Origin of the sequence: Mycoplasmopsis fermentans PG18 (assembly GCF_000209735.1) — a bacterium.
GTDB classification, from domain to species: Bacteria; Bacillota_I; Bacilli_A; order Mycoplasmatales; family Metamycoplasmataceae; genus Mycoplasmopsis; species Mycoplasmopsis fermentans.
On sequence record NC_021002.1, the window covers coordinates 274,338 to 291,258 of the forward strand.

The 16,921-nt window shown below is 24.5% G+C and carries 19 protein-coding genes and 1 pseudogene; 15 read left to right on the plus strand and 5 right to left on the minus strand.

Going from position 1 to position 16,921, the window contains the following annotated elements; all coding sequences use genetic code 4:
- Both MBIO_RS01355 and MBIO_RS01360 read left to right on the plus strand, forming a co-directional pair.
- Positions 1-1,500, plus strand: coding sequence for an ABC transporter ATP-binding protein (locus tag MBIO_RS01355; RefSeq protein ID WP_015510810.1), 1,500 nt, complete (start codon positions 1-3; stop codon positions 1,498-1,500).
- Positions 1,493-2,791 (plus strand): annotated as a pseudogene (locus tag MBIO_RS01360) (ABC transporter ATP-binding protein); the annotation flags it as partial. The gene MBIO_RS01355 and the pseudogene MBIO_RS01360, both read left to right, overlap by 8 nt.
- Before the next feature lie 726 nt (positions 2,792-3,517).
- Here MBIO_RS01360 and MBIO_RS01365 read toward each other — a convergent pair.
- From MBIO_RS01365 to MBIO_RS01385, 5 genes are all read right to left on the minus strand, one after another.
- Positions 3,518-3,922, minus strand: a complete 405-nt coding sequence (locus MBIO_RS01365) for an MHO_1590 family protein (protein WP_013354444.1) — start codon at positions 3,920-3,922, stop codon at positions 3,518-3,520.
- Entirely contained in the window at positions 3,915-5,252 is a 1,338-nt protein-coding gene (locus MBIO_RS01370; RefSeq protein WP_232048440.1) for an MHO_1580 family protein, read from the minus strand. Before MBIO_RS01370 ends, MBIO_RS01365 begins: the two co-directional genes overlap by 8 nt.
- A 25-nt stretch (positions 5,253-5,277) precedes the next feature.
- Positions 5,278-5,622: an MG284/MPN403 family protein gene (locus tag MBIO_RS01375; RefSeq protein ID WP_013526736.1), complete on the minus strand. Its 345-nt coding sequence runs from the start codon at positions 5,620-5,622 to the stop codon at positions 5,278-5,280.
- Between the two features lie 131 nt (positions 5,623-5,753).
- On the minus strand, positions 5,754-6,734 hold the full coding sequence (locus MBIO_RS01380) for an aspartate--ammonia ligase (protein WP_013526738.1): 981 nt from the start codon (positions 6,732-6,734) through the stop codon (positions 5,754-5,756).
- The gene (locus MBIO_RS01385; RefSeq protein ID WP_013526739.1) at positions 6,721-7,560 is read right to left on the minus strand and encodes a PQ-loop domain-containing transporter; all 840 of its coding nucleotides are present in this window, start codon (positions 7,558-7,560) and stop codon (positions 6,721-6,723) included. Before MBIO_RS01385 ends, MBIO_RS01380 begins: the two co-directional genes overlap by 14 nt.
- 240 nt (positions 7,561-7,800) lie before the next feature.
- Here MBIO_RS01385 and MBIO_RS01390 point away from each other — a divergent pair, with 240 nt between their 5' ends.
- The 13 genes from MBIO_RS01390 (at position 7,801) to MBIO_RS01455 (ending at position 16,920) form a co-directional block, all read left to right on the plus strand.
- A complete protein-coding gene (locus MBIO_RS01390) occupies positions 7,801-8,226 on the plus strand; it encodes a gamma-glutamylcyclotransferase family protein (protein ID WP_013526740.1) in 426 nt (141 codons plus the stop codon).
- A 395-nt stretch (positions 8,227-8,621) separates the two neighbouring features.
- Positions 8,622-9,500, plus strand: a complete 879-nt coding sequence (locus tag MBIO_RS01400; RefSeq protein ID WP_013526648.1) for an MAGa4850 family ICE element protein — start codon at positions 8,622-8,624, stop codon at positions 9,498-9,500.
- Between the two features lie 838 nt (positions 9,501-10,338).
- Positions 10,339-11,205 carry an HpyAIV family type II restriction enzyme gene (locus MBIO_RS01405; protein ID WP_013526650.1) on the plus strand — a complete coding sequence of 289 codons (867 nt, stop codon included), beginning with the start codon at positions 10,339-10,341 and terminating at the stop codon, positions 11,203-11,205.
- 2 nt (positions 11,206-11,207) lie between these two features.
- Positions 11,208-11,702, plus strand: a complete 495-nt coding sequence (locus tag MBIO_RS01410) for a DNA processing protein smf (protein ID WP_013526743.1) — start codon at positions 11,208-11,210, stop codon at positions 11,700-11,702.
- A 16-nt stretch (positions 11,703-11,718) separates the two neighbouring features.
- Entirely contained in the window at positions 11,719-11,943 is a 225-nt protein-coding gene (locus tag MBIO_RS01415) for a hypothetical protein (protein WP_013526744.1), read from the plus strand.
- A 2-nt stretch (positions 11,944-11,945) separates the two neighbouring features.
- Entirely contained in the window at positions 11,946-12,416 is a 471-nt protein-coding gene (locus MBIO_RS01420; protein WP_013526745.1) for a hypothetical protein, read from the plus strand.
- Between the two features lie 13 nt (positions 12,417-12,429).
- A complete protein-coding gene (gene ruvA, locus MBIO_RS01425; protein ID WP_013526655.1) occupies positions 12,430-12,867 on the plus strand; it encodes a Holliday junction branch migration protein RuvA in 438 nt (145 codons plus the stop codon).
- Complete coding sequence (locus MBIO_RS01430; protein ID WP_013526656.1) at positions 12,849-13,031, plus strand: thioredoxin domain-containing protein; 183 nt, start codon at positions 12,849-12,851, stop codon at positions 13,029-13,031. Before ruvA ends, MBIO_RS01430 begins: the two co-directional genes overlap by 19 nt.
- An 18-nt stretch (positions 13,032-13,049) precedes the next feature.
- Positions 13,050-13,757, plus strand: coding sequence for a Holliday junction DNA helicase RuvB (locus MBIO_RS01435; protein WP_013526657.1), 708 nt, complete (start codon positions 13,050-13,052; stop codon positions 13,755-13,757).
- The gene (locus tag MBIO_RS01440) at positions 13,741-14,931 is read left to right on the plus strand and encodes a DNA methyltransferase (RefSeq protein ID WP_013526658.1); all 1,191 of its coding nucleotides are present in this window, start codon (positions 13,741-13,743) and stop codon (positions 14,929-14,931) included. Before MBIO_RS01435 ends, MBIO_RS01440 begins: the two co-directional genes overlap by 17 nt.
- Positions 14,932-14,956: 25 nt before the next feature.
- The gene (locus tag MBIO_RS01445; protein WP_013526659.1) at positions 14,957-15,424 is read left to right on the plus strand and encodes a hypothetical protein; all 468 of its coding nucleotides are present in this window, start codon (positions 14,957-14,959) and stop codon (positions 15,422-15,424) included.
- 19 nt (positions 15,425-15,443) lie between these two features.
- A complete protein-coding gene (locus MBIO_RS01450; RefSeq protein WP_013354724.1) occupies positions 15,444-16,343 on the plus strand; it encodes an HpyAIV family type II restriction enzyme in 900 nt (299 codons plus the stop codon).
- Positions 16,330-16,920, plus strand: coding sequence for a DUF4116 domain-containing protein (locus tag MBIO_RS01455; RefSeq protein WP_013354535.1), 591 nt, complete (start codon positions 16,330-16,332; stop codon positions 16,918-16,920). The genes MBIO_RS01450 and MBIO_RS01455 overlap by 14 nt, the downstream gene beginning before the upstream one ends.
- Position 16,921 lies beyond the last annotated feature (1 nt).

The following is a 16,921-nucleotide window of genomic DNA, read 5'->3' on the forward strand; positions in this document are numbered from 1 at the left end:
ATGGAAACAAAAGAAAAGAACAGAGGGTATTCAAAAATATTTAGAAAGCCTATAGTTTATCAAAACAAACCAGCGCCGCTTGACTTGTTTGAAGTAAAAGGCAATCCTAAAAACAAATTTTGAAGAAGTTTTAAAGATGCTTGAATTAACTTCGGAAGAAATATAGCTAAAGGTACAAAAAAAATTGGCGAATGATTACATGTTGTTAAAAAGCAAGAAAAAAATAAATTAGATTTTAATCAATACATTGAGAACGCACAAGTTGAAGATGTATTCGGAACACCTACAAAAGTGGCTGCTGAAATTGAAGATGTTTACTTAACATTTAGAAATCCAGCAGATCCTAAAGAAAAGAATCTTGTTTTAAGAGGACCTTCTTTAAAAATTTATGAAGGAAAAGTTCACGCCATCATTGGTGAAAGTGGTAGTGGTAAAAGTGTTATTACTTCACTTCTATATGGACTTACAGGTTCAAATGCCATTATTGAATCTGGAAAAATTAAACTTTATGGCTTAGAAGTTCAAGATTACACAATGTACAATTGGGAAAAATCTAAACTTAGAGGCCGTGTTGTTAGTGCAGTATTCCAAAACCCTATGTCAATTTTGGACCCAACTATGAAAGTTGGAAAACAAATTATAGAAGGAATGCTAATTAATAAAATAGTTAAAACTAAAAAAGAAGCCAAAGCAGAAGCTATTAAATATTTGGAAATGACTAAAATTAATAACCCACAAAAAGTTATGGATTTATATCCTCATGAACTTTCGGGTGGTATGATCCAAAGAATTGCAATTGCAGCTATTGTTTCATTGAAACCTAAAATTTTAGTCATGGATGAGCCCACAACAGCTTTAGACCCAACAGTCCAAGCTTTAGTTTTAGATATTATTAGGGAACTTCAAGAAAGATTCCATATTGCTATAGCATTCATTACTCACGACTTAGGTGTTGTTGCTTCAATTTCTGATTTTATCAACATCATGTATGCTGGTCAAATTATTGAAAGTGGAACAAAAGAAGAAATATTACAAAATCCACAACACCCTTATACTTGAGGCTTAATTGTTTCAATGCCTGACTTTAATAAAGGTACAAAACTTCAAGTTATTAGAGGTGCTGTTCCTTCAAACTTAAATAATATTGATGGTGATGCTTTTGCAGTTAGAAATGACTATGCTTTAGGAATAGATTTCGAAGAAGAATCACCTTTCTATCAAATCTCTCCTACACACTTTGTTAAAAGTAATTTGCTTAATGGACAAGCCCCAAAATATGAACCTCCAAAAATTATTCAAAACCTTTGAAATAAATACAATTCAAAATTAGAATCTATTTATGGTACTGACAAATACGTTGATCAAAAAATATATGATAATTTTGTCCAAAAAGCCTATGAAAATAATGAATTGGTAAAAATTTTAAATACTAAAAGAGATGCTGAATTAGCTTCGAGAGAAGAAAATAACCAAACAAAATCAGGAGCAAATAATGCCTAAATATTACTACGAAAAAAGAAAATTTGGCAAACCACTTGCTAGAGAAATTAGACAAGGTACAGATGAAATGCTTAATGCATATCCAAATAAAAAAGCTTTAGTAGAAATAAGAAATTTAGATATTGATTATGGTTTTGGAGCTAAAAAATTTAGTGCTATAAAAGATTTAAATTTGAATATTTATGATGGCGAAGTTTTAGGACTTGTTGGTGAAAGTGGCAGTGGTAAAAGTACCACTGGTAGAGCAATTATTGGTCTAACACCACACACTTATGGATATATAAAAATCCTTGATAGAATCATTCCAAAAAACTTGGATAAAGGTTTCAAGTGAGGTAAAAAATATAAAGAAATAATTAACTTTATGGTTAATAAAGTACAAATGATTTTCCAAGATCCAACTAATTCACTTAACCCTTACAAAAATGTTGAAACAGTTGTTGGTGAAGGTTTAACAAACTTAAAGAACTCAAAATATATTTTCTTAACACGCTTTGATCAAATAGTTTTAAAAGAAGTAAATAGATTGATAAATAAAATTGATTCAACTAATTCTTTGATTTCTAATTTATTAGAAAAATGTCGTGAAATAGAAGTTTCAATTGAAAAATCTTATAACTTTGTTTTTAAAGAATTAATTGATGAAATTAATAGAAGATATACAACTAATGCAAATTACAAAGATGCTTTAGAATACTTAGAGTCTCAAAAAGTTGAAAGAGATTCATTAGATAATTTAAGTGAAAAAGAATGTAAAAAACGTTTAATCATTGACATTCTTAAACAAGTAGGTTTAGATGAAACTGTACTTGGTCGTTTCCCGCTTGAATTCTCAGGTGGTCAACAACAACGTTTAGGAATTTGTCGTTCAGTGGTTTTACAACCTAAATTATTAATCGCAGATGAGCCTATTTCAGCTCTTGACGTTTCTATTCAAGCTCAAGTTATTAACATTTTTAATGAGCTTAAAGAAAAATATAACTTAACAATTCTCTTTATTGCCCATGACCTTCGGATGGTTGAATATATTTCAGATAGAATAGCTGTTATTAATAAAGGTGTCTTACTTGAAGTAGGTCCAACTGATGAAATTATTCATAATGCTCATCATCCTTACACAAGAAGTTTATTAGATGCCGTTCCTTCTATTGAAAGTGAAAAAGGCTCATTATTAGGTTATATTTATGATCCAAGTATGCATAAATATGATGAAAATAATCAACCAGTTTGACAAGATTTAGGAAATAATCACTTTGTGTTAGCTACCGATGAAGAATTAGCTAAATACAAAAGAGATAGAACTAGACTTAATGAAATTGAAGCTAAAAGAGAAAGAAATGAAAAGATTACACTTGATGACTTTATCATTGAAGAAAATGTTATTAATGAACAAGAAAAATATGATCTTGTAACTAAAATTAAAGAAGCTCAAATTGACTTAAATAACTATAATGAAGGGTCAGAAGTAAAAATTACTCCTTCTTATGTTAAAACTGCTACTGTTATTCAAGAAGAAGTTTCAACTTATGATTCACTAAAAGAAACTACTAAATTAATTAAAGAAGATGACTTACCTGAAGTCAAAGTAACTCCTTCTTATATAGAAGTGGCTAAAGTTATTGAAGATGATGAAATTAAAAAAACCGAGAAATCTTCAACTAAAAAAGTTGAAAAAATTACAATTATTTCAAATGTTCACAAAGATTCAACTGTAGAATTAATTCCTGAAAATGATAAAATTACAGTAGAAGAAAAACCAAAAAAAGTTAGAAAAACTAGAAAGGTGAGTGCAACATTGAAAAAACCTACTAAAAAATCAACAACCAAAAAACAAACAAAAACATCTACAATTACTGTTGACTTATCAAAGAAAATCAAACCTAACAAAGGTGTTACAAAAGCTGAATTAAGAGCACAAGCAAGAAAAGAAAAATCTGCAAACAAAAAAATAGTAGAAAAACTTGCTAAAGAAAATGAATAAAAAATCGCAAGCAACTGCGATTTTTTAAACCTAAATTTAAACCATATTTTTAGTTTTTAAAACATAAGTTTTGAAAAGTGTTTTGTCTTCTGAAACATATTTAAATTTAAGTTCTAAATGATTTTTGCTTACAAATTGATAATCAAAAGAAATTTTACTTTGATAATCTGCGTTTAGTTTTTGAAAAACATCTTTCACTATTAAAGGCACAACATTTTCATCAATATATTCTTCGCCTTTTTCACCTATTCTAATGTACTTGTAATAGTTGTTATATTCTAATTTAGGAAATTCTTCAAAAGAATTTATTGTTTCTTGTTTTTCAATTTCCTTATGTTTACTTTTAGCTGCAGATACAACAACAATTGGAGTAACAACAGCTAAAACACCAACAGTACTTAAGAGTGGAATTAAAATTTTCTTTTTCTTAGCCTTATCCATTTTTTACCTTATATCTGTCTAAAGAATAAATTGAAGAAAAGTCTTTTAATTTTAAATATTCTTCAATATCTTCTCCTTTAAATTCATATGTTGAATTTGAATCAAAAATATCATTATTTTCTTCGTATTTTAATTGAATTGTTCCTTCAACATGATCTAATATTTTTCTCTTAAATAATTGGTGATTGTTGATATTTAAAATAATAGGTGAAGAAGTATTTGAATATGCTTTATCATTGAAATAAAGAACATAATTTGTTTTTAAGTTACCTTTGTAATTATATGGAATAAATAGACCTGCTTTTTGACTTTTTGTTGAATTTACTAAATAACCATTGTCATAATCATAATCTATGAAATTTTCGTATGTGCCTGTTTTATAGTCTTTTCACTTAGTTGAATCGTCACTACTTGTTGTGGTTTTAGTGTAGATTTCATTCTTAACTTTTGTAAATAATTCATTTGCAATATTCTTGAAGCCATAATTAGTTAAATTTTGAGAAGCATAAAAACTTTTGCTAATCTTTAAAAGATTTAATAACCTTGGGAATTGTTCATAATATTCTTCTCATGTAATTCCATGTCAAGGTGCAGTATAACCATAAGGTCAGTGATCTGATAAACTACTTTCTTTTGCTTCTTCAGTCTCAATAGTTGCTAATTCATTTTTTCTTTCATATCTATCAAATTCATTAAGTTTAACTATTGAGTTTAAATAATGAATTTTAAGTTCATCTTTTTCTATGTGACTATTGTAACCATTGAAATTAAATTCATATAGTTGAGGTATTTTGAAATATACCTTATTGTCTTTAGCATTGAAAGTATATTCTCTTCTTTCATCATTGATTTTCTTGATTTCTCAATATTGTTTTTCTGTTTTTTCTTTACTTCTAAAGTAAACTCTTAAAATACGGAATTTTTCGTAAGGTAAATTTATAATTTTAGGTGAAAGGATTGTTAATCCATATGCACTTGTTTCTTCAGTAAATTTCGAATACCATTTTTTAAAACTAAGTCTTTCATTTAGTAAACTGCTATCCATTGTTTCCAATTTTGTGCAGCTTCTAATTATGTTTCCATCAATTCTTTTTCCATTTATTTCAATATCAAAACCTTCAAAGAATTTTTTATGTAAATTTTTGGGTTGAATAAAAAATATTTTAATTGCAAATCTATCTTCTGTAAAATATCTTTTTATTTCAATATTACCATTTACAATATTGCATGCATCTTTAAAATTTACATCATAGTGATCTTTAGTTAAATAAGATGGAGCATCTAAATATTCTGATTTGTATACATAACGTTCTTGCGAAATATCATGCACCAATTGTTGTGGTGGTTGAGGTGGATTATTCGTTAAAATAATGGTACAAAAACTCCTCTACTGCTTGTTTTTTATACTTATAATAAGTATTTTTGGAATAATAATCTTTGAATCAATTTTTAGATTGACTTTTTAAGAAATCCTCTTTGATAATTTGCGCAAGTTCAGGTTTCATAATAGATAAAATATGCTGACTTTTATTTTTTGGTTTAAAGATGTTTTTAAGTATGTTTGATTTGTTGCCTCCTCCAATTGTCTTTTTGTAAGCTTGCTCATTGACTTTTTCCATTTTAAAGATATTGTGTAAAACACTATTTTGATCTTTATGTGAAATTAAGCCCATAAAATAATCATTAAAAGTTAGATTCATTTTCCTCCTTTCAATTTATATCTTTTCAATATAAATAAAGAAGAGTCAAAAGCGGAAAAAAATAGGAAAAAAGCATGATTTTTCATAAATTTTTCCTATTTTTTAATTTATTTAATAATTTTGTACACAATTTAAAGAAGTTGTACGCCTTCTTTAGCTAAATCATCAATTAATTTTTTAGGTCAAATACCTACTTGAACTTCACCAATGTGTTTCTTCTCTAACAAGAACATTGAAAGTCTACTTTGCCCTATACCACCGCCAATAGTTAAAGGGAAAGTATTATTAATAATATTTTTATGATAGTCTTTAAATTCATCTTGAGAAACATGACTAAATTCAGCTTGTTTTAATAAGGAATCTTTATCAACTCTAATTCCCATTGATGAGATTTCTAAAGCTCTTTTATTAACTGCATCATAAACAATTAAGTCACCATTTAGTTTTCAGTCATCGTAGTCAAAAGCACGTTTTGATTGAGGCTTATTATCTGCTAAAGGATAACCAATTTCATAAATAAATATAGCCTTGTGTTTTTTAGCAAATTTTGTTTCTCTTTCTTCAGGGCTTAATTTTGGATATAAGTTGTAAAGCTCACTACTACTAATAAAAGTTACATTTTCAGGTAATTTTTGACTTAGTTGTGGAAATTCAACTAAAAGTTTGTATTCAACATGACGAATACATTTAAAAATTGTGTTGACTATTTTTTTCAAAAATTCAAGATTACAGTCTTCTTTTTTAATAATTAATTCTCAGTCTCATTGATCAACATAAAAAGAGTGTAGGTAATCTAAGTCTTCTTCTTTTCTAATTGCATTCATATCAGTTCAAATGCCTTCATAAGTACTGAAGTTGTATTTCTTTAATGCATATCTTTTTCACTTAGCAAGAGAGTGAACTATTTCAACAGTTTCATCAAAATTTTTAGGAACAAAAGATACAGGTTCTTCCCCATTTAAGCCATCATTTATTTTGGTATTTCTAGCAACAAATAAAGGGGCTGAAACTCTAGTTAAATGTAATTCCTTGTTTAATTTTTTAGTAAATGCAAACTTCAAATCTTGAATTGCTAATTGAGTTTCTTTAATGTTTAATTTACTCTTGTACATTTTCGTTAGCCTCTGTTTTATAGTTGTTTTGGTCATTTTGTGGAATTGAATTTTCTTGATTATTTTTAGCTTCTTGCATAGCTTTTTTTGTTGTTTTCAAGATGTGTAACATCATTGATAATTGTGATATGTAAATTAACAATGACAATGTTTGTCATAATAGTGTTGAAGTTAAGGCTGGAGTTAATTTTCCTTCTGCAATAATGAGTGATACTCAGTATGCAATTCAAAAAATATTTGTTAATACAAACATTAAAATTAAACCAACTGATAAGCCTTCAATATCTCTCTTTTCAAATGTTTTTAATACTTGTGGTAAGAATGCAAAAGTTGATATAACTGGAATAATTTGAGACAAAATAGCAGTTGTATTAGGATCAAAATTAAGACCATTGCCTTCACTGTTTTTGTGATATAAACCGACAAAACCAACAATTGCACAAATTGTAGTTAAAGTTAATGTTATTCCTAAAACTACAAATTTTCTTTTGTTTCTTTTTACTTTTTCATCATATTTGTACATAAAGAATAAAAGTACACAATAGACATAAGCACACAAAATATTGGCATAAACTACAGCCGCCATTTTAGCTTCTTCCCCTGTGAATGATCCAAATATTATTCAGCTACATAATGCAGCAAAAAATATTCAGAATGAATAGAATTTAACCTCCCCAGTTTTCTTTCTTTTTAATAAATAAACTAATTGAGGAATTGATACACTTATTGTTGCAATACATGCTATCATTCCTACTATTGCTACAAACGCTGCTATGCCATCATTAACATCTTTATTTATAGCAAAAGAACTACGTATAAAATCCATGTTTTAATTATATATTAATAATCTTTATAAAATAATAATTGAAATATTAAAAATGTTAATTCCAAAAGTGAGATCTCTAAAACCAAGGGTCTCTATTTTGGAATTAACACTATTTTTTACAATAATACTTTATTTTATTTTTTAAGTTTTTATTATTTTTCTAAAAAATAATCATAAATTTATTTGGTAATTAAATCGCATAATTTTCAGTTTTATCTACTTTTATTTTAAAATTAAACTATGAAAAAATATTACATTGCCTATGGATCTAATTTAAATTCGGGACATATGGAAAACTTATGTCCCTCAGCAAAATTTTTAGGTAAAGTTATTTTAAATAATTTTTCTTTAAGTTTTGAGGGAGAAAAAGATCGTTGTTATTTAAATATCAGAAAAGTAAAAGACAAAAATATTGAAGTTGGAGTTTTTGAATTAAATGATAAAGATATTTTTAAATTAGATGAATATGAAGATTATCCTTTTTTATATAAAAAAGAAGATATTGAAATTGAATTAAATAGCAAAAAAATTAAAGCTTTTTATTATTATATGGATTGCGGATATAGTCCTTGCAAACCAAATAAAGAATATGTTGAAATGTGCTTAAAAGGATACCAAGACTGCAGTATTAAAAAAGAACAACTTAGAGAGATTTTATACAAGTAATATACAAGTAATATACAAGTTGTGTTATAATCTTTTTATGATTAACAAGGAATATAAGCCTATATTCAAGGTTACAAACAAAATAATTGAATTAATTGGCAAGATTAAAGAGAAATTGTCAAGCGTTTTTTTATGCAAAGATTTTTTGATTTTGAATAGAAAAATAAAAATTAAATCTATTTATTCAAGTGTGAAAATTGAAGGTAATCCCTATGATTTTCAAACTTTTTATAAAGTCATTAATAATGAAGAAAAAGAACAAAAAGATAAATATAAATTGGAATTTAAAAAGGTGCTGTAAACTAATTGTGGGAATGAATTTAAATGAGAGAACAAGCATAAAGCTTGTTTTTTTCTTCTTTCTATCAAACTAAATATAGAAAGGAGGTGAAATTATGTCTTATACAGGAAATTTTGATACTTTTTCAACATTCTTTCAAAACTATGGATTAAATTATGACAAGTTAGAATCAGAAAAAAAACAAATAATAATTAATAAAAAATTATTACCAGAGAAAACGGCAAATTCTAAAATTTCTGAAACTAAAACTGAATCTTTGTTCAAAAAGATTAGTTCAAAATCTTTATTTGAAAAAATGTGAAAGAGTAAAAAGTATTTAAATTTTGCTGATAAGGCATTGATTTTTTTATCTACTCTATTCAAAATGAAAATAACAATATCAAAAAGAATTTTTGATGAATTAGTATCAATGAATTCAAAGGTATGTTTTTATGTTTATATTTTTTTGATATATTCAGGAGCTAGAAGAAAATTTGTAGAATTAACAGGATTAATGAAATATGGTTTTGCTAGAAGTTCATTATTTTTTGCATACAAAAAATTGCTTAAAAGTAAATTGATTAAAACCATCAACAAAAACGATTCTTGATATACAAATTTTACTTTTGTAAAATTAACTTATAAAAATTGAAAAACTAAAAAAGAACAATATTATTACTTAAAAAATGAAGAGGTTTGAAGATTATCTTTAATCTCATCATTGAAATTTATACCTAAATTTTTGTTTTTAACATATAAGTCTAAAAAAGTGTCTAAAAACAAATATGAAGTAAATACTGATAATAAAGTTTTAATTAATAATAAGTTTTTAAATTTGTCAAAAAATCAAGGCTATGTCTTTTTTAAATCAGTTGTTGCTGTTCTTGGAATTGATGTAATTAGCTCAGATTTACAAGCTTTCGAATATGTTAGAGAATATGACCTTAATTCACATTCTTTTAAATGCTTTCGTTGGCTAGTTATGAGAATATAACTTATTACAAAAATGACTTTGGAATGTAAGGCAGTTGTTTATCAAAATGACTGAAAATTATATAAAAAGTAGGTTATACAAAAATTCACTGATATTTTAAATATCTGTTTTTTAATGTTGCATTTTGAAAAAAACACTTGACATTATTTAACTTTTGATATTTGTCTATTCAAAATTGAAGGAATAAGTTATTAAGACTTTGGAATGTAATGGAAAAGTCTTAATATATGAATCATTGATTCATAAAGTAATCTATTTAACTATGAAAAAGTTTAAATTATCACAAATTACGAGAATTTATTTAAAAATTTGCAAAAAATCTAACAAATCTTGATCAGAAATTAAGAATTTTAAGAATATTTATGATTTTGTGTTTGCTAAATCATCAGAAAAATATTTTTTTATCAATTTAAAACATATAAATGATTCAAAATTTAAGCAAGATTTATGGAATTTTTCGAATTCTTACAGAGTTTATGCTTGTTATCAGATTTATGAAGAAATAAAAAGCATCAGGAGACCTCTTGAACAAGTATAAATCAATTTCTCTCTGCTCTCTCATTAGCCAAGCAGCTCGGCAAGGTAATCAAAAATGGACCGAGCAAGCAAGCATGGAGCAAAATCCCAAACTAAAGTGGAATTTTTAAGCTAAATTGTCAGAGAACTACCTTCAAAAACTCTCTAAAAAATAACCTAAAAAACCACTTGATAATCAAAATGGTGCTTGTTGTTTAGTTTTAGTAGCAATAACAGGTACTATGATGGGAACCTATACAGCAACGCCGATAGTTTATGCTAGTTATCAGATTTATAAAAAATAAAACAATAGGAGAAAAATATGGAATATAGTCAATTTGAAACAGAACTTAAAAGAGCCTTAACAAATGATGCCACATCAAAACTTATAAAAGAAATAATCAATAAACCTTTTAATTTTGTTTCACCAACCAACCCATTTGATGTTAAAACTAAAATTAAACAATCATTTTTGAAGCATCAAGAAAGAATTTATGAAAAATTTATTCAATATTGTGCTAAACGTTTAATTACTCAATATGGTTTTAGTTTACAAAGAAGTAATTTTAGATACAATTTGCCTCTTAAAGAGGGACAACACTTAGGAGACATTCCTGAACAAGTAATAATCAATGCATCTTTCATTTTTAGATTGAATAATAATTCAACAAAAGATGAACCAACAGATATGTTTGTTGTTTATTTAAGAAAGAGAGATTGCTATTCACATAAAGCAATGAAAAAAACTTGTGAGAATATCATTAAACAATTAGAAGCCTTAAAAATTATTTACCCAAAAATGAATATTAAGGGTGCTTTATGATTTTTAGATAATGATTATATAAAGAATATTAGATTATTTAATAATTTTTATTATGAACAAGTAGACTTAAGACCTTATTATGGAGCTGATTTCTTTGAAATATTAGATAAAAAAGAAGATTGATTAAAGATAGAAAGTTTTATAAAAAAATTTAAAGAAAACAATCAAAATTATTTTTCGAAAATGCCAGATTTAGATCAATCAGATGAAGCACTTAGAGCATTGCTTTATTTGGAAAAGTCAGAATGAACCAAATTAAATTCAAATAAAGAAATTTATAGAAATATTAAAGAAAATATTTTCAATTTAAATGATAAAAATTCTAATTTATTCAAAGCAATTGCAAAAAGGAACAAATCTTATTAATTATGAAAGAATTAATAATTTATTTAAGTTGAAAATATGAAGGAAATATTTGAAAAATTTATGAATTTTTAAAAACTTACAAAACAGTTGCTCAAGCTAAAATAGATGAAGTATTAAATGAACTAAAACAAAAAGGCATTAAGTATATAACAGCTTTTGATGATAATTTTCCAGAAATATTAAAAAATTATCGCTATTCACCATATGTTCTTTTTTATAAAGGCAATATTAAGATTTTGAAGTTACTGGAAACTCAAAACAAAAATGAAGTTTTCATAGAATGAGATTTTGAAAATAAAAAAATTTTATTCACATCATTAAATAGTAAAGGTAAATCTAAAATCATTTACATACTAGATTGTGGATTTAATCATCTTAACAAAAAAATTAATTATAAAAAAGAGTTGTATATCACACAATTTCCATTTCAAACATTGCCTAGCAAAATTAATCAAGAATCAAGTGAAAAATTATTAAATTGTTTATTTACTGCATAAGTACAAAGGAGAAAATATGACTAAAAAAGAATACAAAGAAATTAATAATATAAAATCTAGAACTTTAAAAATGGAATTAGTAATAGATTGATTACTAAAAGCTGGTGTATTCAATAGAAGAGAAACTTATTTACTAGATACCAAAGATTTTAAAGTTGAAAAATTAATTAATGAATCTATTAAAAGAAAAACAAATTATAAAAACTGACAAGAATTATTTAAAAAAGAGCTTGTTAGATAAATATGGAATCAATTAGCAAATTAATAGATTCAAAAACAATAATCAATTTTGACATTGCAAAGTTGCAAAGTATTAATAAATATTTTGGATTTGGTATATCTGATATTAATTTATTAAAAATCAATCAGGTTTTATTTGATTATGAATTATTAAAAACTCTTAGATTAGAAAATAATTTACTTCAACTAAATATATATTATGAATTACTAAAAGCATTTAAATTGAATAAAAGTAATGATTTTAAAAAGAATTTCAAATTCCAAAGAATTAAAAATGAATTAATGGAAAAAATTAAAAAAATTTTTAAATTACTTGGAAATAATCAGATTGAAGAAAAAGAATATCAGGATTACATTTATGAAAAATATTGTTATGGCTTCAAAAAATCTCCTGAAAATATTTCATTCAAAATACAAAGAATTTTTATAAATATATTGTCTGAATATGAAAACTACTTAGATAGTTTTGATTAGAAAGGAAAAAAATATGGTTTTATATAGAAAAGGAAAAATAGTTTACAAAGATGGAAAAAATCTAATTTTTGAATCAGATAATGTTGGATACTATGTTACGTTTCCAGATAACAAAAGGATTAAATTAAATCAAGAATTAAAAATGTGTTTATATGAAATTAAAAATGATTTTACTTGATCTTTATATGGTTTTAAAGAATTAGAAGAAAGAAAATTATTTGCTGATTTACTTAATTTAAATGGCATTGGTCCTAGAGTAGCATTTAATGTTTTAAATGTTGGATTTGATAAAGCTATAAATTTAATTAGAGATGGCAACATTGAAGAGATTGCAAAAATTGAATATATTAATCCAAGAATTGCAAGAATAATTGTTGAAGAATTAAAAGAAAAATTATCATCAAAATCAAAAGACGTTAAAAAGTTAAAACTATGTTTGAAAATTATGTAACAACATATAAATCATCAAAAGAAATCAATGAAACTTTGAAAATGTTAGGTTTTAAAGACTCTCTTATTGATGATGTAGTAAGAAAAATCAATTTAAATCAAGACATAGAATTTTCACTAGAAGAAGCAATTAAATTAATGTCTGATAAACCAAAAACACTATAAAACAGTCATTTTAGTAAAATGTATAATTTAACACCAATAAATTTTAAAGAGTTTAGAGGACAAAAAGATTTAATAAAATCATTGATTATATTGCTTCAAGAAAGTAAAAAAATTCCAAATATGATTTTTGTTGCTCCAAAGGGATATGGCAAATATTCTTTAGCGAATATAATTTCTCAATTTAAGGATAGAAGTTTGCAACCTATAACTAGTAATAATATTGTTGATGAATTTGAACTGTTAAACATACTAGCAAATTTAAAAAATAATGCAATCTTATTCATTGAAGATATTAATAAATTAAAACCAGAGCTCAAAAAATTATTATTTGATATTTATAACTCGATAAATCTAGATAAAGTTGAAAAAATATGTTATTCAAACAAGCGTTTTAAGATTAAAAATTTTTCGATTATAGGGACAATAAATTCTTCAAATCAAATTGATTCCTCAAAATGAGAAGGCTTTAAAATATTCAATTTAAAAAAGTATTCTTTAAATAATCTTAATCAAATTATTAATTACAATAGGCTAAAAACTAATTTTAAATTAGGCAATAGTCTTGTTGAATATATTCTCAATAATTGTAATAATAATCCTGGAATATTAAATGAAGTGTATTTGAAAGCTATTGATTATTTTGCAATAAAGAATAAAGAAATGAATTTAAAACAATTAAAAAAATTATTAAATAAAACAAACAAAAAATATGAGAAAATCAATTAAGTTTTTTAAAGATATAGATAAAAAAATGTTTATTTGTGAAGCAAATTTAAACAAGGAATACAGTCCTAATAGTTTTAATTCAATATCTTCTTATTTAGCTATGTTTCCTGTTGAATTACCGTTATATTTTATAAAAAAATATACCAAGGAAAATGATACAGTTATGGATAACTTTTCAGGAAGAGGCACAACAGCTTATGCATCAAGAAAATTAAATAGAAAATTTGTAGGTAATGATTTAAACCCTTATGCATTTGTATTGTCAAAATCCAAACTTATAAATATATCAAATATAGAAAAGATTGAAAAACGAATAAAAGAATTAAAAAACAAGTATTTGCTTTTGCCAAGGTCTATAAATATAACGAGTGAAAAATATAATGATTTAAAAGTTTTTTATAGTGATTTTACACTTAAACAACTAATTTTTCTAAAAAATGAAATTGGCATTAATTGGAAAAATAACAAAGATATTGATAATTTGATACTTGCATTATCATTAGGACTTATGCACGGTCCAATGAAAAAAGATGGTACAACAATTTATTTTTCGTTAAATATGCCAAATACTATTTCAATGTCTACAAATTATGTTAAAAAATATTCTGAAATAAATAAATTAACTAAACCTAATGTTGACATATTCGATAATTTAATTAAAAGATTAAAAATTAAATGAGAAATTTTTCTATCTAAAAATTATGAGTCCATTTTTAAATATTGAAATTCATTAAATAGTTTAAATTTTTTAAAAAATAATAGTGTTGATTTAGTTATTACTTCACCACCCTATTTATCTTTAGTCGATTACACAAAAAGCAATTGATTAAGACTTTGATTATTAGGATTTGAAAAAAATAATTTAAAAAAAGAAATCAAACTTTCAGATTCGCTTGACTTAAAAGAATACACAAATTTTATAAAAAAATACTTAATAAATATTTCATCTAAATTAAAACCAAAAGCTAAAGTTTGTTTAGTAATTGGTGATGTTTATGATTTTGAATTAATAGAAAACATTTGAAAAGAAATTAAAAATGAAGTTCCTTATTCATTCCTAGAAGTAGGAATTGATACCAATACAAATAATTTTAAAACTTCTAAATTGCTTAATTCTCGTAAGGGCAAAGCAACTAAAGTTGAAAAAATTCTAATATTAGAAAAACAAAATTAATAACTATAAAAAACAAGGAGAAAATATGAACACACCAAATAATAAAATTAATATGTTATCAACCATACCATTAAAAATTAAAGGTCGAGCAATTATTGAAGATTATCTAAAATTAAAAGTTAATTCTATTCTATTTATGGCAGAAGATGATGAATGATTGTTTTTTGTTGCATGTTATCCAAAAAATGCTAAGGTAAAAAATGATAAAGAAAACTTAATTGACATAAGAAATAATCAAGTAAATTCAAAAGATGAATTAGATGATGTAAAAGAAATTTCATCTTATATTGACCTAAGTCATATTTTTAAGATACATGTAAAAAATTTAAAAGATTTTGTTAAATGTGCAACAGATGAAAGTTATCCATTTTTGAATTTACAAAAGCAACTTGAATATGTTGAAAAAATAACTAGTTTAACAAATGGCGAAAGATCAAAAGCGCCAAAATTAGTAAGAATAAACAAAAAAGGAGACAAGCTTATTGAAGCATAAAAGAAGGAGTTAATAAAAAATGACATACAATAAATTCAAAGAAAAATTATTAGATGTTTTTAAATCAAGAAGAGTCAAAAGTTTAATTGATTTGATTATGAGAAAACCAAATAAATTTTTATCTAAATCTAAACCTTATAATAGTAAAGAAATTATAAATTTAGAATATTATAGACTTCAAAATGTTGAGTACTTCAAGTTTTTAAAAGAAGAAATTAAAAATGTGTTAAAAGAAAACAAATATACTATTGAAAAAACAACTGCCAAAGATATAAATACAATTTTAAAAGGCAAGGAATATAAAAACATAGAAGTGCCAATTAACTTTGATTTTATTTTTAGAAAAAATGGTGATACTTCTTGCTTAACTGTGTTATGAATCAGAAAAAGTGATGGTAAATATCCTAAGAAAAGATATGAAATAGCTTATAGCTTATCAAAGCAATTAGAACTTATTAAATACTGTTTTGATGAAAAAATAATATTAAAAGGTGCTGTCGTTTTCATAAATGATTTTGAAAATAAAAATCCAGATAACTTTTTAATTCGAAAATATGATTCAGACAATGGAATGGACAAAAATTGAGTAAGTTGCTATTATGATAAAGATTTTTTTGAAAAATATAATTCTTTAAAATCTTGAAATGATTTAATGACATATTCAACTAATTTCAAAAAAGAATTTAAAAACTTATTTATTAAAGGAATTGATTTTGATAAAGATAAAAATGTTTTTGAAATCTTTAAAAAAATAAACAAAATCAAATTTTACAATTTCCTTTTTAAAGATGATTCTAAATTAGAACAAATTAGACAATATATATTTTCAAATGATAAAAACTCCAATAGATTAAAACTTTTAAGATATTGAAAAGAAAATTCTGACAAAAGAAGAAAGGAAAAAAATGAAAAAATTTAGATATTATACAGACAGAGAAAGTTTACTAAAAGCTGTCACAAATGATGGAATGAGAATTGAGTATTGTCTTCCAGAATTTAAAAATGATAAAGAAATAGTGTTAAAAGCTGTAAAAAATAATGGAAGAGCTTATTACTATTCATCTCAAGAATTACAAAAAGATGATGATGTTATAAAAGCTTCTTTTATTCAATCAGGAGATACAAAAATTTTTGATAATTTTTCTGATAAATGTAAAAACAATAAAAAAATGATTTTAAAATTGATAGAAAGAAATCCATATATTTTCAGGTATTTACCTGATTCACTTAAAAAAGATTTAAATGTCTGTTTTAAAGCTTTTAATATTCACCCGGCAGTTATTAAATTAGCACCAGATGAAATTTTAAAGAATCAAAGCTTAATTTTAAGATTAATCAAGAACAAAGAATGAATACTAAAATATTGTGGTGAATTAAATTCTAATAAAAAATTTATGGTTAAAGCTGTAAGTGTAAATGAAAAATGCTTGAAATTTGTTAGTGAAGATTTAAAAAACGATAAAGATTTTATCTTTAAAATAAGCAAAAATCTATAAA